This is a genomic window from Micromonospora sediminimaris (genome assembly GCF_016863575.1).
GTDB classification, from domain to species: Bacteria; Actinomycetota; Actinomycetes; order Mycobacteriales; family Micromonosporaceae; genus Micromonospora; species Micromonospora sediminimaris.
Genome location: NZ_BOPD01000002.1, coordinates 95,796 through 114,782 on the forward strand (window position 1 = coordinate 95,796; position 18,987 = coordinate 114,782).

Here is an 18,987-nt window from a genome sequence, read left to right on the forward strand (position 1 = left end):
CGCCTGATGTCGGCGGGCCGATGCGCGCCCGACCGCCGTTCAGCGCCGATAATCACCGAAACTATATTGACACGTTTCGTTTCCCGGCTCGAAACTTACCCTCAGATGGCGATCGATGCTGCTCGATCAATGTCGGTCTCGGTGTCTGCCCGGAAGGGGACTGGAGTGACTGCGAAGGTTGGCCGCCCACGGGACCGTTCGGTGGTCGTCGTACTGGCGGTGGCGGCGCTCGCCCTCACCCTCGCCGCAACGACGCTGACGGTGGCGGAGATGGGTGTGGCCCGGGCCGCCGACGGTCTCGCGGTCGTCTCCCCGGTGGAGGACGACGGCGTCGACTGCCCGACGCCGAATCCGGGAACCACCTCGGCCAACCCCAGGCTGCCCGACCCCTTCCGGAGACTCGACGGGAGCCGGATCTCGGCCAAGTCGGACTGGCGTTGTCAGCGAGCCCAGACCAAGCAGCTCGCGCAGCGGTACGTCTACGGTGAGAAGCCGGCGAAACCGCAGACCGTCAGCGGTACGGTCTCGAACACCAGCATCACCGTGAACGTGGCGCACAACGGCCGTACTGCCAGCTTCTCCGCGAGCGTGCAACTGCCCAGCGGCGGCAGTGGGCCGCATCCGGCCGTCGTGGTGCTCGGTGGGTTCGGGGCGGACACCGCCACCATCCGGTCCGCCGGTGCCGCCGTGATCAGCTATGACCCGCTCGCGGTGGGGCGGGAGGGCACTCCCCGCAACAACAAGCAGGGCGCCTTCTACAGCATCTACGGTTCGTCGAGCAGCAGCGGACTGTTGGTTGCCTGGGCCTGGGGCGTCAGCCGGATCATCGACGTCATCGAGCAGTCGGGCGGAAACATCCTCCGCGCGGACGCGACCGGCGTCACGGGGTGCTCCCGTTACGGCAAGGGCGCCTTCGTGACGGGCGCTTTCGACCAGCGCATCGCCCTGACCATGCCGATCGAGTCGGGCAGCGCCGGCTCGCCGATCTTCCGGGGCATCCCCGGCGAGTCCGGTGCCCAACCGCTGAGCAGCGCGTACGGCGAGCAGCCATGGCTCGGTGACGCCTTCGGCTCGTACACCGGCAACCCGGCGAACCTGCCGATCGACACCCACCAGACCGTGGCCATGGTGGCTCCGCGTGGACTGCTCATCATGGACAACCCGCACATCGACTGGCTGGCCGCCCGCTCCTCGAGTGTCGCCGCGCTGGCCGGAGCGGAGGTCTACCGGGCACTCGGCGCGGGTGACAACATCAGCTACTGGTCCGACGTCCAGGACGGCACGCACTGCGCCTCCCGGTCGGAGTGGCGCGTCCCGTTGCAGCAGAACATCCAGAAGTTCCTGCTCAACACAGGCAGCTCCACGGGCGTGTTCCGGATCTCCAGCCGTAAGGCCGGCAACCTCTCCGAGTGGCGGGATTGGCAGACGCCGACCCTCGCCGACGGCCCGACCACGCCTCCGACCACGCCTCCGACGACCCCGCCGACGACGCCTCCCACCACGCCTCCCACCACGCCTCCGACGACGCCTCCGACGACGCCACCGGCGAGCGGTGCCTGCTCGGCCTCGGTGTCCGTCAACCAGTGGACGGGTGGCTTCGTCGCCACAGTCCGGGTCACCGCCGGCTCGGCCGCGCTCAACGGCTGGGCGGTCACCATGACGCTGCCCTCCGGTGCCAGCGTCACCAACTCCTGGAACGCCCAGCGCAGTGGCTCCAGTGGAGCGGTCACCTTCAGCAATGTCAGCTACAACGGGTCCGTCGCCGCCGGGCAGTCCACCGAGTTCGGTTTCCAGGGCACCGGCACCGGCAGCGGGATGACTCCCACCTGCGCCGCCCGGTAGCTTCCGACGCTGCGCGCCGAGCGCCTGGGCATGGCGGCGTTCGCCGCCATGCCCTGTGACGCTTCGAAACTTCCGGTGGAACTTCCGGAAATCATTGACGTGCGTGAAATCTCGCTGCAATACTTCGGCCCAGTAAGGCCGATGCGATCCCTTTGGCCGAGGTGCGCACGGTCCACCCTTTCCGCAACCATACGTCCGGATTCATGCTGCCCGCATCGGGCCACCGGACCCGGAAGGAGCGTCATGGCCAACTCTTCCCGAGCACCTGGACGGTCGAGGCGACTGCGCGCCGCGCTCGTTGTCTCCGCCGCCGTCGGCCTGCTCGCCACCGCGGGCGCCGTGGTCCTGCCCGGCAGCGCCAGCGCCGCGAGCACCCTCGGTGCTTCGGCGGCTGAAAGCGGTCGTTACTTCGGCACCGCCGTCGCGGTGAGCAGGCTCAACGACTCGGCCTACACGACCATCCTGAACCGCGAGTTCAACCAGGTCACCGCCGAGAACGAAATGAAGATCGACGCGCTCCAGCCGAACCAGGGGCAGTTCAACTACGGCAACGCCGACCGGCTGGTCCAGCACGCCCGCAGCCAGGGCATGCTGGTCCGGGGACACACTCTGGCGTGGCACTCCCAGCAGCCTGGCTGGATGCAGAACATGTCCGGCACCACGCTGCGCAACGCCATGCTCAACCACGTGACCCAGGTCGCCACCCACTTCCGGGGCCAGATCGAGTGGTGGGACGTGGTGAACGAGGCGTTCCAGGACGGGTCGAGCGGCGCTCGCCGTGACTCGAACCTCCAGCGCACCGGCAACGACTGGATCGAGGCCGCCTTCCGCGCTGCCCGGCAGGCCGACCCGAACGCCGACCTGTGCTACAACGACTACAACATCGACAACTGGAACGACGCGAAGACCCAGGCCGTCTACCGGATGGTCCAGGACTTCAAGAGCCGTGGCGTGCCAATCGACTGCGTCGGCCTCCAGTCGCACTTCACCGGTGGCTCGAACTACCCGAGCAACTACCGCACCACGCTGTCCAGCTTCGCCGCCCTCGGCGTCGACGTGCACATCACCGAGCTGGACATCCGCAACGCCCCGACCGACGCGTACCGCAACGTGGTGAACGACTGCCTCGCCGTCGCGCGCTGCAAGGGCATCACCGTCTGGGGCATCCGCGACTCCGACTCGTGGCGCTCCAGCGAGAACCCGCTGCTGTTCAACGGCAGTGGCCAGAAGAAGCCGGCGTACGACGCCGTGCTCACCGCGCTGAACAACGGCACTCCGCCCACCGGTAACCCGACGACCCCGCCGCCCACCGGCAACCCGACCACTCCGCCGCCCGGTGGCGGGTGCACCGCGACGGTGACGCCCGGCCAGGTCTGGGGTGACCGCTACAACACCTCCGTGACGGTCAATGGGGCAAGCACCTGGTCGGTGGTCGTCGCCATCACCCCGCCGCAGCGGATCTCCGCCACCTGGAGTGGCAGCCCCACCTGGGACAGCAGCGGCAACGTGATGACGATGCGCTCCAACGGCAGCGGCAACACGTTCGGCTTCACCACGATGATGAACGGCAACTCCAGCGCCCGACCGCAGATCAGGTCCTGCACCGCAGGCTGACCGGGCCGAACCACACCGGCCGTGCGGGGCTCGCCCCCGCACGGCCGGTCCTCGTTCGTGACGAAAGACGTCGTCCAAGCGTCACGGGCCCGCCCGGGCCGGGGGACGGGTCAGCCGTAGCCGATCGGTTCGGTGATCGCCGAGTAGGCCGGCTGACTGATTCCGGTGGCGCTGGTCGCGACGACCCGTACCCGCAGCCGACTGCCGGCGTCGGCCTCGGTGACTCGGTACGTCCTGCCGACGGCGTCCGGAATCGACACGCAGACCGGTTCGGAGTGGTGGCAGCGTTGCCACTGGAAGGCGTACACCAGGTTCCGCTGAAACGGCCAGACCCCGGGCGTGGCGCTACCCACCGATCCGTAGGGGTCGATCGGGCTGTCGAGTCCGCCCAGTTGCGGCGGGATCGCGTTGAACGGCACCGGAGCCGACTGGTACGCGCCCGGGTCACAGCCGCCGGCCAGCGAACTGCGGCGGTTCTGTCCGTGCTGGTCGGTGCCGTCGCAGAGCGGGTCGCCGGCCGGGATGCTGCCGCGGATCGTGCTCGCCACGCCGAGAAGGTGGATCGGGGTCGTGCCGGTGGCCAGCTCCGCGACGGGGCGCAGGTCGATGTCGACCGCCGCCACCTGCCGGCCACAACTACCGTCGGCGCTGACGTTGTGGTTGGCCAGGTCGATGGCGGGCGAGTGCATCAGCACGCAGTCTCCGCCGGCATTGCCGGTGAACAGGGACGCGGTGATGTCATGTGCATGTTTCGGATCGCCGGAGGTCACCAGAGCCGCTGGCCCCTGGTTGCCGGCGACGGTGGTGTGCCGCAGTCGTACGTCCCCGTGCGCGACGAGGACTCCGCTCGCGCTGGTACCGGCCATGTTGCCGGTGATCGTGGAGTCCGTGATCCGCGTCGCCGAGAAGATCGCGTAGATGCCGCCACCTGCGACTGCGGCGCGGTTGCCGCCAACCGTGGACCTCTCCAGAGTCAACCCGTGGAACCGCGAGAAGATACCGCCACCACCGGACCGAGCGCTGTTTCCGCTGATGATGCTTCCGCTGACCTTGGTGGTGGCGTAGGCCGCGATCCCGCCTCCGACCTCACCCGCGTTGTGCCACAGCCGAACCTGCCGCACCGTCAGCGGTGCCGCACTGGTGATTCCGCCGCCGTCGAGGGCACCCTCGCCGACACCGTTGACGATGCTGAGGTCCGCCACCTCGAGTGCGCCGCCGTCCCACGAGTCCACCACAGTGGCGCGCTGGCGTCCGTTCAGGACGGTGACGTCCATGCCGGCACCGATCAGACTGACCGCGAGGCCGTCCGGGACGATGATGTTCTCGTCGTACCAGCCGGGCCCGATCCGGACCGTGCCGCCGGAGGCGACCCGGCCCACGGCATGGCTGACGGTGCGGCAGGGGGCGGCCGAGGCACCGCATTCCGCGGAATCGGTACCGCTGAGGGTGACGGCCACCTCGGCGAGCAGCCCGTCGGCGTACGTCGGTGCCGGCATGGCGGGCAGCCCGGCGGCGACCGCCACGACGAGGGAAACCGTGATTGGTGTGCCGGACATACCAGCCATGCTGGACCTCCCGACAGGGCGACACCGAAGACCGGGTGGCATCAGGGTACTGACGCGGCGGCCCCACGGACTGACTACAAATCGACAGTGGATCTCGACGGGCCACTGTGGACCAAAAGCCGCTCATTGACTGCTGTCTGTGCATCGTCGTACCGTCGCAGCGTCAGCCATCGATGATGGGCAGGGCGACCGAGCCGGCGCCGTGTCCGCCGGGCGACTTCTCGGGCACGGTCGCCGGGCGAGATGGGCCGCGACGGCCAGGACCAGCGCCACCGGCGCGATCCGGGCCACGCACATGCCGCTGCCGGCTGCCGCCTCCGTACGCGATCACGAACCGCACGCCGGATCCGCCGCTGTCGTGAACGCGAACAGTCCCGGCCGCCCACGTGGCGGCCAGGACTGAAGGAGGACCAATGGTGAAACGCACCCGCCTCGCCCTGCTCGCCGCCGCGGTGGCCAGCACCGTCGTCACCGCCGCCGTCGGAGTCGCGGTCGCACATGCCGCGACGGTCGGCTGCGCCGTGCGATACACGGTCTCCGCGCAGTGGCAGGGCGGCTTCAACGCCGACGTGACCATCACCAACCTCGGCGACCCGGTGTCGTCGTGGCGTCTGACCTGGGCCTACGACGCAGGGCAGCGGGTCACGCAGGCGTGGAACGCCACCGTGACCCAGGACCTCGCGCAGGTGACCGCGGCGAACGTGTCCTACAACGGAGCGATCGGTCTCAACGGCACCGCGAGCTTTGGCTTCACCGGCTCGTGGAGCGGCAGCAACCCGGTACCGACCGCGTTCGCGCTCAACGGGGTGACCTGCACCGGCTCCAGCAACCCCGGTCCGACCCCGACGCCGACCCGCACCACGCCGCCGCCGGTGCCCGACTATCCCCCCACCGGTCGGCTGTGCGACAGCGACGATCTGATCGACATTGGCAAGTACTGGATCCCCAACAACCAGTGGGGCGCCACCGGTGCCACCGGCAGCCAGTGCATCTGGTCCAACGGGGGACCGGGAGACCCCATCTACTGGGGGACCAGCTACACCTGGAGCGGCGACCCGAGCAGCGTCAAGTCGTACGCGGCGGCGATTCTCGGCTGGCACTGGGGTTGGCGGCGGCCGAACACCGGGCTGCCGGTGCAGCTTTCCGCGAACCGTGACGTCAACACCAACTGGCGTTTCAACGTCACCTCCAACGGCGCCTCGAACATGAACGTCGCGTACGACATGTGGTTCCACCCGATGGCCAACCCGGGCTCGGCGGACCAGCCCACCGACGAGCTGATGATCTGGCTCTACCGCTCCAACGCGTCGCCAGCCGGCAGCCGCCAGGGCACCGTCACCATCGCGGGTACCACCTGGGAGGTCTGGCGTGGCTACGTGGGCACCTGGAACGTCTACTCCTACGTACGGACCAGCAACACCACAAGCGCAACGCTCAACATCCGCGACTTCACCGACGACGTGGTGTCCCGGGGCTGGATGAACCGCTCGAAGTACCTGACCAGCGTCCAGGCGGGACCGGAGATCTTCACCGGCAGCGGGGAGGTCAACACGACGTTGTACCAGGTCACCGTCGGCTGATCCGGCCGCAGCTTTGATCGAAGGGCGTCATTGACCGTTACCGTAAACTCTCTTTAAGATTTGGCTGCCTCGAGGAACCAAGCACCCGTACGCCACGGCCGGTCATCGGCGGCTCCACACGACCGGCCGTGGCGGCACGGCACCCTCACCTGCCACGGGAAGGTCCTCGATGTCCCCACCATGTCCCCGGCCGCGCTCGGCCCTCGCCGCCGGTCTGCTCGCGCTGGTCACCGCCGGCGCCACTCTCACCGTCGCCCCTACCGCCGTGCAGGCGGTGGTCCTGCCCAGCAGCTTCAAGAGCGTGGGCTACCTGCCGTCCTGGACCGGCAACGTCAACTCGGTGCAGTACACCAAGCTCACCCACATCAACTACGCGTTCGTGCTGCCCAACAGCAACGGCACCCTGCGCGCGGTGGAGAATCCGAGCAAGCTCACCTCGCTGGTGTCGCTGGCCCGGGCGAACAACGTCAAGGTCTCCATCGCCATCGGCGGCTGGAACGACGGTGACGACAGCGCCTTCGAGGCACTCGCGGCCAACGCCGGCACCCGCACGACGTTCGTCAACAGCGTGGTCAACTTCGTCAACCAGTACGGCCTCGACGGAGTCGACATGGACTGGGAGTACCCGGACCCGGGCACCTCGGCCAACAACTTCAGCCTGCTGATGCAGCAGTTGGGCAATGCGTTGCGCCCACAGGGCAAGCTGCTCACCGCAGCGGTGGTGGCGGAGGGCTACTACCGCGACGGCGTACCGACGTCGGTCTTCAACCACGTGGACTTTCTCAACATCATGGCGTACGACGGCGGTAGTCCCCACGCCAACTACGACTGGTCGATCAACGCGGTGAACGGTTGGAAGGCCCGCGGCCTGCCGGCTAGCAAGGCGATCCTCGGGGTTCCCTTCTACAGCCGGCCGGGCTACTACACGTACACCCAGTTGGTCGGCATGGACCCGGCCAACGCCAACCGGGACTGCACCACCGTCGGCGGCGCTCAGCAGTGCTACAACGGCGTACCGACGGTCAAGCGCAAGACCCAGTGGGCGATGGCCAACGCCGGCGGCATGATGAATTGGGAACTGACCCAGGACACCGGTGGCTCGACGTCGCTGGTCAGCGCGATCTACGACACCGTGATGGGTGGTTCCCCGCCGCCGACCGGCCGGACCGGCCAGATCACCGGCATCGCCGGGAAGTGCATCGACGTCGCCGCTGCGGCCACCGCCAACGGCACCGCCATCCAGCTCTACACCTGCAACGGCACCAACGCGCAGCGGTGGACCGTGGCCACCGACGGCACCCTGCGCGCCCTCGGCAAGTGCCTGGACGTGACCAGCGCCGGTACCGCAAACGGCACTCCGATCCAGCTCTGGGAGTGCAACGGCACCGGCGCCCAGGTCTGGCAGGCCCAGTCCAACGGCACGCTACGCAACCCGGCGTCGAACAGGTGCCTCGACGCCACCGGCAACAGCTCCGCCGACGGCACCCGGCTCCAGATCTGGGACTGCTTCGGCGGCGCCAACCAGGTCTGGCGCCTACCGGCCTGACCCGCCCGCCCGGAACGCCACGGCGGCCCCGTCCCGGTGGGGACGGGGCCGCCTCGGCCGGCGGGCTCGTTCATCGGCCGGGATCGGCGGTCACCGGCCCCACAGCCGCCAGGTCTGGTTGAGTGGGCTGCCCTGGCCCACCGGGTTGCAGGTCCACTGGTGGACCGGGGCGCGGGGCGCGGTGGAGATGGTGCTGACATCGACGCACTTGTTGCTGTGTCGGGCCACCAACTGGTAGTCGTGTGGGTCGTTGCCCGGGTAGGTCACCTTGCGCAGGGTGAACTGCTGGTTGAGACCACCGTGGCAGCCCCACTGGTGCACTGCCGCGCCGTCGGCGGTGGACACCCCGTTGACGTCCAGGCACTTGCCGGTCTGCTGGTTTACCACGGTGTAGGTGTTCGCCACCCCGGAGACCGGCTGGAAGTTCCACAGCTGCTGGTCGCCACCCTCGCAGTGGAACTGCTGCTGCACGTTGCCGTCGGCGGTGTTGCGGTCGGTGTTGTCGAGACACTGCTGGGAGTGCTGTGCCACGGCCACCGACTGGAAGCCGCCGTCGGCGGGCGGCAGCAGGGTTAGCGTGTAGGTGTCGGTCTGGTTGGCGTAGGGCACCGTCACGGTGGCATTGTTGCCGCTCACGCTCACCACGCTGTTCGAGACGGTGACCGGGCCCTGCACCGCGCCGCCGCCGTTGTGGGGAATCCGTTGGGTGAGCACCCGGACCTGGTTGTTCTGCACGATGCCCGTGGTGTCGAGCCGTTGCAGGTTGACGGTGAGGTTCCCGGTGGTCCGGCCCCCACCGAGCAGCACCTTCGCCGAACCTGTCGCCTTGGTGGCGAAGGCGTCGTACGACGGGCTGGCCGAGACCGAAACGATCTGCCCGGTCTGCGAGCCGTAGAAGCGGTAGACCCACCACTCGCCCTTCGGCTGATGCTGCCCGGCCGAGTTGCGCACCAGCAGGTTGCCCAGGTCGTTGTGCAGGTTGCCGGCGCTGGCCCAGTTCGCCCGCAGGCCGTCGGCGCGGGCGCGCTCCAGCCGGGCGATGTACCAGGCGCCGTCGGCGGGGTTCTGCTCGTCCGGGGCGGCGTACTCATTGATCTGGTACGGCCGGGGGTGCGGGATGCCACGCGGGTCGAGGGTCGCGTTGGCGGCGGCGACGTTGGCCACCGGATCACCGGGCAGGGCGTGCCAGCTGACGATGTCCGGCACCGTGTTGGTCGAGCGGACGAAGTCCAGGTACTGGTTCCAGAAGGCGTGGTTGGTCGAGGGTACGCAGGCGCAGCTCGGCCCGACGATGAGCTGGTTGGGGAACTCGGCCCGGATGCGCTGGTAGGTGCGGCGCCACAACTCGAAGTACTGGGAGATCGGGCGGTTCCAGAACAGCGTGATGTTGGGCTCGTTCCAGATGTCCCACTGCACCGTCAGTCCGGCCGCGCGTACATCGCTGATGACCCGGTTGAGGAAGTTGTCGTAGTCGGTCCAGTTGCCGTTGTCGCCGGGGAAACGGGAGATCGCGGCACCGTCGGCACCCCACAGGTCGTGCGGCAGGAGGATGAACTCGCCGCCGAGAGCGTTGGTCCGGCGAGCCTGGGCGAGGGTGGAGTTCCACCGGCGTTCGTAGTTTCCGCCGACCCAGCCGCTGCCGGGCAGTTGTGCGCCACCGGCACGCATGTACCGGAACTTCACGTCCCGATAGAAGTGATCGGCCGGGCCGGAGGCGTTCTCGGTCATGCCGTAGATCCAGCCGGCCGCGCGGTACGTCGGTGCGCCGCTGGTGCTCGAGAAGTTCACGCTTATCGACTCGTCCGCGGCCTGGGCCGGCGTGGATACCGCGACGACGGCGGTGGCCGCGAGAACACCGACCGCGAGTCGGGCGGCGAGGCGGCGGAGAGGTCCTAGTCTGCTCGTGCGGGGGAGTGGCACTGGGACTCCTTTGCGACGGGAGCACGTCCGAGGGCGGAGGGCGTTGGCGAATCGATTCGCTGCGGAGCGTAGGAGTTCACGGTTGTAAATGTCAACGTCGTGACGTCAGCGTGAAGCGCACGTTTCACACGGTGGCGGACCTCGTCTCGCTCGCTCTTGACCGGGTCGCTCGGCCGGGCCTATGGTCGGCCGAACCGATTCGGCGAATCGGTTCGACAGTGGGCTGATGTTGCGCACCTTCCACCACAGCGATCGAAGCGAGGCGTCAGATGACCCGATCCATCCCGCGCGGGCGTGCCATCGGTGCCGCCCTGGCGGCAGTCGCCGTCGCCGCCACAGCCGTCGCCTGTTCCACGGAATCCCCGTCGACCGAGGCCGGTGGGACATACTCCATCTGGGACCCGTACCCGCAGTTCACCGACGATTCCGACTGGGTCCGACTGCTCAAGGGCTGCGGCACGTCGGCCGGGGTGACCGTCGACCGGACCGGCTACGACACCACCGACCTGACGAACAAGGCGTTGCTCGCCGCGCAGCAGGGCAACTCCCCGGATGTACTGATCATCGACAACCCGGTGATCTCCACCCTGGCCGAGGCCGGCACCCTGACCACCACCGACGAGACGAACCTCGACGTGTCGGCGATGGAACCCAACCTGCTCGGCGCCGGGCAGAGCGGCGGCAAGACGTACGGCGTACCCATCGGTGCGAACACCCTCGCCCTCTACTACAACAAGGACCTGCTGACCGAGGCGGGAGTGGACATCACCACGGTGACGGACTGGCCCTCACTCACCGCGGCGCTGGTCAAGGTCAAGGCAGCCGGCAAGAAGGGCATCACCTTCTCCGCGATCGGCACCGAGGAAGGCAGCTTCCAGTTCCTGCCCTGGTTCTGGGGTGCCGGTGCCCAGTTGACCGCGCTGGACGCGCCACCGGCGGTGGCGGCGTTGACCCTCTGGAGCGACTGGCTGGCCGCCGGCCACGCCCCCAACTCCGTCATCAACAACACGCAGACCACAAGTTGGCAGGAGTTCGCCAGCGGCGACTACGCGTTCAGCGAGAACGGCACCTGGCAGCTGGCCAACGCGGCGAAGCTGGATTTCGAGTACGGCATCATCCCCGTCCCGGCCCGTACCGGCGGCACCGCCCCGGCACCCACCGGAGGTGAGTTCATCTCCATCCCGGTGCAGCGCGACACCGGACGGTACGCCACCTCGCAGCAGTTGGTCACCTGCCTGACCAGCGGCGACAACCTGCTCACCACGGACACCACGCTGTCCTACATCGCCCCGGTCGCTGCGGTGCAGGAGCAACAGGTGGCGGCCAACGCCGAGCTGAAGGTCTGGGTCGACGCGGTGAAGGCGGCGAAGGGACGCACCGGCGACGACCTCGGAACCCGGTATCCGAGGATCTCCGAGCCGCTGTGGACGGCGGTGCAGTCCGCGCTCAGCGGCGCGCAGACGCCGCAGGAGGCGCTGTCGGCCGCGCAGCAGGCCGCCGTGAGCGCGACGAGCTGACCAGGCACGCCACCCGACATGGGAATCGACGTCACCCGTACCCCGCGAGCCGCGACGGTGGGCGAGACCGGTGGGGCAGCGAGCACCGCCCCACCGGCACACCGACGCCGTCGCCACCCCAGCGGTTCCCGGTGGGCGGCGTGGGCCTTCCTCGCCCCGGTGGCCGGCTACCTGGTCGCCTTCTACGCCTATCCGCTGTACCGCAACGTCGAGTTGAGCCTGCGCGAGTACACAGTTCGCTCCTTCGTCCAGGGTGGTGCGCCGTTCGCCGGGCTGGACAACTACCGGGCGGTGCTCTCCGCGCCGACGTTCCCGTCGGCGTTGCTCAACACGCTCGTCTTCACCGCCGCGTCACTCGTCTTCCAGTTCGCCATCGGGCTGCTGCTGGCGCTCTTCTTCCATCGGCACTTTCCGCTCTCGCGTACGCTGCGCGCACTGTTCCTCGTACCCTGGCTGTTGCCGTTGATCGTGTCGGCGTCCACCTGGTCGTGGCTGCTCAACAGCGAGGCCGGGGTGGTCAACGCCGCGCTCGCGCTGGTCGGCGTGGAGCCGGTGAACTGGCTGACCTCACCGCGGTGGTCGCTGGTATCGGTGATCATCGCCAACATCTGGATCGGCATCCCGTTCAACCTGGTCGTGCTCTACAGCGGCCTACAGGCGATCCCGCGTCCGCTGTACGAGGCGGCGGAGCTGGACGGAGCCGGCGGCTGGCAGCGCTTCCGGTGGATCACCTGGCCGTTGCTGCGCCCGGTCTCGGCGATCACACTGCTGCTCGGGCTGGTCTACACACTCAAGGTCTTCGACCTGATCTGGATCATGACCAGGGGTGGCCCGACCGATTCGTCGACCACCCTGGCCACCTGGTCGTACCGGCTCGGGTTCGGCAACCTGCTGCCCGAATTCGGGTCCGGGGCTGCTGTCGGAAACCTGCTGATCCTGTTGGCGGTGGCCGCGGGCGGGCTCTATCTCGGCTTCGAGCGTCGGCAGCGGCTGTCATGAGCCGACCGACGCGTGGCTGGTGGCGAACCGGGCTCGGAGTGATGCTTACCGGGCTGATGCTCTTCCCCGTCTACTGGATGATCAACGTCTCGTTCACCCGGGACCAGGACATGCGCAAGAGCCCGCCGTACCTGTTCCCGATCGACGGCACCCTCGACGGCTACCGAGCCGTGCTCAGCCAGCAGCTGCCGTACGTCGGCACCAGTCTGGTTGTCGGGCTCGGCACCGTACTGCTCACCCTGGTCCTGGCCGCCCCGGCCGGGTACGCGCTGGCCAAGCTCCGGCCGCCCGGCGGCGGGGCGATCCGGTTCGTCCTGCTGATCGCGCAGATGATCCCCGGCATCATCATGGCGATGGGCTTCTACGCCATCTACCTCAACCTCGGCGTGCTCAACACCGTGCCCGGGTTGATCCTGGCCGACTCGACGATCGCGGTCCCCTTCGCGGTGCTGATCTTCACCGCCTTCATGTCCGGGATACCGGACGACCTGATCCAGGCCGCGCTTGTCGACGGCGCCAACCGGCTGCGGACGTTCTGGTCGGTGGTGCTGCCGGTGAGCCGGAACGCGATCGTCACCGTGTCGCTGTTCGCGTTCCTCTGGGCCTGGTCCGACTTCGTCTTCGCCGCCACCCTGGCCAGCGGTGGCGGCCATCGGCCGATCACCCTCGGCATCTACCAGTACATCGGCAACAACAACCAGCAGTGGAACGCGATCATGGCAACCGCCGTGGTGGCGTCCATTCCCACCACCCTGCTGCTGGTGCTGGCGCAACGCTACGTCGCCGCCGGGGTCACCGCCGGCGCCATCAAGGACTGATCCGGCCGGCTCTCGGAGCAGCCGCACCAACCGCACCCCGAAAGGCAGTCGCCGATCATGACCGTCGTCCGTACCGGCCCGACCTTCTCCATCCAGGAGATTCCGTTCAGCTACCACGGGTCCTGGTTCAGCATCTCGCCGGTGGTGGCAGCGCACACTCAGGCATCCGAGCTGCATCTGGTCTCACACCAGACCGGGATGCATCCGGTGCTTCGGCTGACGCCTTCGGCCGACACCACGGTGACGGCCAGCGCGGCGCTGCTGACCTGGCGCAACCGCACCGGCCTGATCGAGGTGACCTACGACGGCCGGGACGCAGTGCGATTGCGCGGCCGCGGAATCGGCCTGCGGATCGCCGCCGCGCGGGACACCCTCACCCCGTTCAGCGGCACCTACCTCCTCCACGACCCGGTCGATGACTCGTACGTCTTCACCTCGTACGAGACCGGCCGCCGCTACCGGGTCACGTCGCTTCGCGGCGACCCCCGTGCCGTCGGCGTCGAGGCGCTCGGCACCGCCGCGCGGGCGGTGGAGCTGCCGGCCGACCAGCCGTGGGAGGTCGCTGTCGAGGAGTACGAGTCGGCCCGCCGCCGCTACCCGGGCGACCGTGATTTCGATCAGCTCGTCAGGTCGACGACTGCCGAGTTCGCCAGCTTCGTCGACCGGGTGGCACCCTGGCGCAGCTCCGAGACCCCCGCCGCCGAACTGGCCGCGTACGTGCTGTGGTCGGCGACTGTCGCGCCGGGCGGCTTTCTCGCCCGGCCAGCCGTGCTGATGTCCAAGCACTGGATGAACAAGGTGTGGAGCTGGGACCACTGCTTCAACGCCCTGGCCCTCGCCGAAGCGGACGCCGAGCTGGCCTGGCACCAGGTCCAGTTACCCTTCGACCATCAGGACCCGACGGGTGCGTTGCCGGATTCTGTCGCCCACTCCGAGGTGCTGCACAACTACGTCAAGCCGCCGGTGCACGGCTGGGCGCTGCGGCAGCTGCGGCAGCGGCTGTCCCGGCCACTGTCGCGTGACGAGCTTTCCGACATGTACCGACGGCTCGCCCGCTGGACGACGTTCTGGCTCGACCAACGCCGGGTGTCCGGTCATCATCTGCCGCACTACCAGCACGGCAATGACAGCGGATGGGACAACGCGACCACCTTCGACGGCGATCGGACCGTCGAGACACCTGATCTCGCCGCGCTGCTGCTGTTGCAGCTGCGTCAGCTCGCGGACCTGGCCGGGGAGTTGGGGCTGCCCGAGGAGGTGGGGCAGTGGAGCCGCACCGCGAGCCAGATCCGCGCCGAGCTGCTCGGCGCGCTCTGGGACGGCCAGCGGTTCGTGGCCCGGAGCGCCAGGACCGGTCGGCTGAGGTCGAGCACGAGTCTGCTCGACCTCATGCCCATCGTGCTCGGTGCCGACCTGCCCGCCGACGTGAGCGCCGGGCTCGCCGGTGGTCTCAAGCGCCATCTGACCGCACACGGCCTCGCCACGGAGCCGGTCGACTCCCCGCACTACGCGGCCGACGGCTACTGGCGTGGGCCGATCTGGGCACCTGCCACCGTACTGATCGAGGACGGCCTGCGCCGGGCCGGGCACATCGGATTCGCCGATGACATCAGCCAGCGGTTCCGCGCCCTGTGCGAGAAGTCCGGCTTCGCGGAGAACTTCGACGCCGAGACCGGCGCGGGCCTGCGCGACCGCGCCTACACCTGGACCGCCAGCAGCTATCTCATCCTCGCCGCCGCCCACCACCGCCGTCGTCGTCCACCCCACCGACCTGGTTGATCAAGAAGTTTTCGTCGCGCCGCGCGGCCGGGCACGGCGAAAACTTCTTGATCAACGCTGCGGTCGGGGGTGGGGGTGCGGTCGGGGGTGGGGGTCAGGGGGGAGGGGGTGGGGCGGTGCTGGCTCTCAGCGAGATGGGGGGCTGGTAGAGGTGGTGGCGGGGGGCGGCGGTGGGGGCGGCGATCCGTTCGAGCAGCAGCGCCACGGCTTCGGCACCCATCTCCAGGGTGGGCACGTCCGCCGCCGACAACGGCGGACGGAAATCCTCGGCCCAGTGCGCGGCGGCGACCCCGACCACGGAGAAGTCGCGAGGCACCAGCCGGCCCTCGGCCGCCAGGGCTCGCTGTACGCCGGGCAGGGCGGCCTCGTTGATTGTGGCAACGGCGGTGACCTCCGGACGGGTGGTCAGCAGCCGGCTCATGGCGGCCTCGCCAGCGGGCGCGTCGTCACCGCAGCACAGGTCGACGCCGGTGAGCCCGCGTTCGGCCACCGCGTGCGAGAACCCGGCCAGGGCGCGGTGCCCGGGTCCGTAGCCGGCGGCCACCAGCTCGGCCGAGCGGTTCACCAGGGCGACGTGCCGGTGCCCCAGGTCGGCCAGATGGTGCACACACCGCGCGATCAGACCCTCGTAGTCCACGTCGACCCAACTGGTGCCGGTCGGCTCGGCGGTGCGGCCGATGGTGACGAAGGGCAGTCGACTCTGCCGCAGCCGGGTCACCCGGTCGTCCTCCAACCGAATCTCCATGAGGATCACGCCGTCCACGCGGCGTCCGGTGACGATCCGCTCGAACGACCGGTCGTGGTCGCCGCCGGAGGGGGAGAGCAGCACGTCCAGGTCGGCGCGGGCGGCGGCCTCGACCACGCTGGCGACGAAGCCGAGCTGCATGTCGGTCAGCCGCTGGCTCGCCGGGGGGATGACCAGGCCGAGGGTGCGGGTGCGGCCCTCCTTCAACGCTCGGGCGTTCGCGTTGGGACGGTAGTCCAACTCGTCGATGACGGCCTGGATCCGTTGCCGGGTCGGTTCCGACACCGCCCGCTTGCCGCTCAACACGTACGACACGGTGCTGCGGGACACGCCCGCGCGGCGGGCGATCTCCCCGATGTTCATCCCGCTCCTCGCAGTCGAATCGATTCACTCAGGTTATGAGGGGTGCTGGGCAGGGTCAACGCCGCCGTTCAGGCACCCCGGAGCCGAGCGTCCGACCCGGTGTTCAGTGCGGGGAGAGGGAGGCCGACATCACGCGCTCAGCATGCTCCGGGTCTGAGCGAGTCCACCGACCAGTTCCCGTAGCGCCGCGACGATCGCCGCTTCGAGTTCCGGGCGCAGGCGACTGACCGGCACCGAGACGCTCACCGCGTCGACCGCCGGACTCGCCAACGGCACGGCCATCGCGAAGCAGCGGATGCCCTCCGCATTTTCCTCCCGGTCGACGGCGTGCCCGGTGGTCCGCACCGTCGCCAGGGCGGCGTGCAGGGCTTCGCGGTCGGTGACCGTGTGTGGCGTGAGGCGGGCCAGCGGCCAGTTCAGCATCCGGTCGACATCGGTGTCCGGAAGCTCGGCCAGCAGCGCCTTGCCCAGCGCGGTGGCGTGTGCCGGCAGCCGGCGGCCGATTGCGCTGTAGAGCCGCAGGCGGTGCACCGACTCCCGTTTCGCGAGATAGACGACCTGGTCGCCGTCGAGTCGACCGAGGTGCACGGCTTCACCGAAGCGACGGGACAGCTCGTCAAGCACGCCGGACAGCAGGCCTACCCGGTCATCGCCGTCCAGGTAGGCGGCACCGACCCGCAGCGCGCGCAGGCCGAGCCGGAAGCGGGTGCCGCTCTCGTCGGTCTGGACCCAGCCTCGGCCGACAAGCGTGCGCAGCAGGCCGTGCAGGCTGCTCTTCGGGATGGCGAGGGCGCGGGCCAGGTCGCCGAGCGCCCAGGTCTGCGGCTGATCGGCGAGCAGTTCGAGCAGGTCGAGGGTACGTCCAGCCGACTTCACGGGCTGGAAGTCCTCGGGCGCGGTGGGCACAAGGCCAGACTAGCGAAGGGCGTACGCCTCCAGTATGGTCACGTACGTGACCAACGTTCATGGTTCTGAACAGTTGCCGGTCGGTCGGGTGCTGCCGGTGGTGGTGCTCGACGACGCGCGGCACGCCGATCCGCTTGGTGACGCACTGGTCAAGGGTGGTCTGACCGCGGTCGAGGTGACCCTGCGTACCGCGGCCGGGCTGGATGCCATCGCGGCGCTTGCCGCCCGTGGTGACCTGACCGTCGGGGCCGGCACGGTGCTCACCGTCGAGCAGGCCGAGCGGGCGATCGGGGCCGGTGCCCGGTTCGTGGTGACCCCCGGCTTCGCGCCGGCCGTGGTCCGTGCCTGCCAGCAGGCCGGCGTGCCGGTGGTGCCCGGGGCGGCCACCGCCACCGAGATCCAGATGGCCCTCGACGCCGGTCTGAACGTGGTCAAGTTCTTCCCCGCCCAGCAGCTCGGCGGGGCAGCCATGATCAAGGCCCTGGCGGCGCCGTTCCGCGACGTCAGGTTCATTCCCACCGGCGGGATCACCGCTGCGGTGATCGCCGACTACCTGGCCCTGCCGGCGGTCCTGGCGGTCGGCGCGAGCTGGATGGTCTCGGCCGACCTGATCGCCGGCGAGCAGTGGGACGAGATCACCGCCCGCACCCGCGAGGCGCTGGCCGCCGCAGGAGGTGCGGCGTGAGCGCGGTGGACCCTCGGCCGAAGGCCGACTGCCGCTACGACCTGGTCTCGCTCGGCGAGGTCATGCTGCGGCTCGACCCCGGTGAGGGTCGGGTCCGCACCGCCCGCCAGTTCCGGGTCTGGGAGGGCGGCGGCGAATACAACGTCGCCCGGGGGCTGCGCCGCTGCTTCGGCCTGCGGACCGCGGTCGTCACCGCGTTCGCCCGCAACGAGGTCGGCCTGCTGCTGGAAGACCTGATCCTCCAGGGCGGCGTCGACACCAGCCTGATCACCTGGCTGCCGTACGACGGGATCGGCCGCACCGTCCGCAACGGTCTGAACTTCACCGAGCGCGGTTTCGGGGTACGCGGCGCGGTCGGCACCTCCGACCGGGGTCACTCCGCCGCCAGCCAGCTCAAGCCGGACGACGTCGACTGGGACCACCTCTTCGGCACGCTCGGGGTGCGGTGGCTGCACACTGGCGGCATCTACGCCGCCCTGTCGGAGACGGCCGCGCAGACAGCCGAGGCCGCGATGACCGCCGCCCGTCGGCACGGCACCCTCGTCTCGTACGACCTGAACTACCGGCCCAGCCTCTGGAAGGCCGTAGGTGGTCAGGAGCGTGCGCGGGAGGTGAACACCCGGCTCGCCGGTCTGGTGGACGTGACGATCGGCAACGAGGAGGACTTCACCGCCTGCCTGGGCTTCCCGGTGCCCGACACCGACATCCACAGCGGTGCGCTGGACGCCGGCAACTTCAAGGCGATGATCGAGGCGGTCGTCCGGGCGTACCCCAACTTCAAGGTGGTGGCGACCACCCTGCGCGGGGTACGCAGCGCGACCGTGAACGACTGGGGTGCCGTGGCCTGGGCCGGCGGCGCGTTCGCCGAGGCCACCCACCGACCCGGCCTGGAGATCCTCGACCGGGTCGGCGGCGGCGACAGCTTCGCCTCCGGGCTGATCTACGGTCTGCTCGAACGCGACGGCGACCTGGCTCTCGCGGTGGAGTACGGCGCCGCGCACGGCGCGCTGGCGATGACCACTCCGGGCGACACGTCCATGGCCAGCCTGGCCGAGGTGGAGGCGTTGGTGCGTGGGGCCGGCGCCCGGGTGCAACGCTGACCGCGGCC

Annotated in this window: 14 protein-coding genes; 10 read left to right on the forward strand and 4 right to left on the reverse strand. The window is 69.4% G+C overall.

All coding sequences use genetic code 11. The annotated features are described in order from the left end of the window. Nucleotides 1–165 precede the first annotated feature (165 nt). Both Vse01_RS00425 and Vse01_RS00430 read left to right on the forward strand, forming a co-directional pair. Nucleotides 166–1,842, forward strand: coding sequence for a glucuronyl esterase domain-containing protein (locus tag Vse01_RS00425; RefSeq protein WP_373870601.1), 1,677 nt, complete (start codon nt 166–168; stop codon nt 1,840–1,842). Nucleotides 1,843–2,085: 243 nt separating this feature from the next. Further along, a complete protein-coding gene (locus Vse01_RS00430; protein ID WP_093402138.1) occupies nt 2,086–3,456 on the forward strand; it encodes an endo-1,4-beta-xylanase in 1,371 nt (456 codons plus the stop codon). 110 nt (nt 3,457–3,566) lie between these two features. Here Vse01_RS00430 and Vse01_RS00435 read toward each other — a convergent pair whose 3' ends face one another. Then, nucleotides 3,567–5,012: a right-handed parallel beta-helix repeat-containing protein gene (locus tag Vse01_RS00435; RefSeq protein ID WP_093402139.1), complete on the reverse strand. Its 1,446-nt coding sequence runs from the start codon at nt 5,010–5,012 to the stop codon at nt 3,567–3,569. Nucleotides 5,013–5,434: 422 nt separating this feature from the next. Between Vse01_RS00435 and Vse01_RS00440 the strand changes: the two genes are divergently transcribed. Together Vse01_RS00440 and Vse01_RS00445 are read left to right on the forward strand one after the other, a co-directional pair. After that, nucleotides 5,435–6,601 (forward strand): glycoside hydrolase family 12 protein, encoded by a 1,167-nt coding sequence (locus Vse01_RS00440; protein WP_093402141.1) that lies wholly within the window; start codon nt 5,435–5,437, stop codon nt 6,599–6,601. Nucleotides 6,602–6,770: 169 nt separating this feature from the next. Further along, nucleotides 6,771–8,147, forward strand: a complete 1,377-nt coding sequence (locus Vse01_RS00445; protein WP_093402142.1) for a glycosyl hydrolase family 18 protein — start codon at nt 6,771–6,773, stop codon at nt 8,145–8,147. A gap of 90 nt (nt 8,148–8,237) precedes the next feature. Here Vse01_RS00445 and Vse01_RS00450 read toward each other — a convergent pair whose 3' ends face one another. Next, a complete protein-coding gene (locus Vse01_RS00450) occupies nt 8,238–10,067 on the reverse strand; it encodes an RICIN domain-containing protein (RefSeq protein WP_093402143.1) in 1,830 nt (609 codons plus the stop codon). Between the two features lie 269 nt (nt 10,068–10,336). On the opposite strand from Vse01_RS00450, the gene Vse01_RS00455 reads away from it, so the two are divergent. The 4 genes from Vse01_RS00455 to Vse01_RS00470 are packed head-to-tail and all read left to right on the forward strand — an operon-like array spanning nt 10,337 to nt 15,180. Beyond that, a complete protein-coding gene (locus Vse01_RS00455; RefSeq protein WP_093402144.1) occupies nt 10,337–11,584 on the forward strand; it encodes a sugar ABC transporter substrate-binding protein in 1,248 nt (415 codons plus the stop codon). Between the two features lie 18 nt (nt 11,585–11,602). Next, nucleotides 11,603–12,583, forward strand: a complete 981-nt coding sequence (locus tag Vse01_RS00460; RefSeq protein ID WP_093402145.1) for a carbohydrate ABC transporter permease — start codon at nt 11,603–11,605, stop codon at nt 12,581–12,583. Beyond that, nucleotides 12,580–13,401 carry a carbohydrate ABC transporter permease gene (locus tag Vse01_RS00465; RefSeq protein ID WP_093402146.1) on the forward strand — a complete coding sequence of 274 codons (822 nt, stop codon included), beginning with the start codon at nt 12,580–12,582 and terminating at the stop codon, nt 13,399–13,401. The genes Vse01_RS00460 and Vse01_RS00465 overlap by 4 nt, the downstream gene beginning before the upstream one ends. A 57-nt stretch (nt 13,402–13,458) precedes the next feature. Then, complete coding sequence (locus Vse01_RS00470) at nt 13,459–15,180, forward strand: amylo-alpha-1,6-glucosidase (protein WP_093402147.1); 1,722 nt, start codon at nt 13,459–13,461, stop codon at nt 15,178–15,180. A gap of 94 nt (nt 15,181–15,274) precedes the next feature. On the opposite strand, the gene Vse01_RS00475 is transcribed toward Vse01_RS00470, so the two are convergent. Beyond that, the gene (locus tag Vse01_RS00475; protein ID WP_093402148.1) at nt 15,275–16,288 is read right to left on the reverse strand and encodes a LacI family DNA-binding transcriptional regulator; all 1,014 of its coding nucleotides are present in this window, start codon (nt 16,286–16,288) and stop codon (nt 15,275–15,277) included. 129 nt (nt 16,289–16,417) lie between these two features. Further along, nucleotides 16,418–17,194, reverse strand: coding sequence for an IclR family transcriptional regulator (locus Vse01_RS00480; RefSeq protein ID WP_093402149.1), 777 nt, complete (start codon nt 17,192–17,194; stop codon nt 16,418–16,420). Between the two features lie 46 nt (nt 17,195–17,240). On the opposite strand from Vse01_RS00480, the gene eda reads away from it, so the two are divergent. Beyond that, nucleotides 17,241–17,879 (forward strand): bifunctional 4-hydroxy-2-oxoglutarate aldolase/2-dehydro-3-deoxy-phosphogluconate aldolase, encoded by a 639-nt coding sequence (gene eda / locus Vse01_RS00485; RefSeq protein WP_232511071.1) that lies wholly within the window; start codon nt 17,241–17,243, stop codon nt 17,877–17,879. Continuing rightward, on the forward strand, nt 17,876–18,979 hold the full coding sequence (locus tag Vse01_RS00490; protein ID WP_093402151.1) for a sugar kinase: 1,104 nt from the start codon (nt 17,876–17,878) through the stop codon (nt 18,977–18,979). The genes eda and Vse01_RS00490 overlap by 4 nt, the downstream gene beginning before the upstream one ends. Nucleotides 18,980–18,987: the final 8 nt, after the last annotated feature.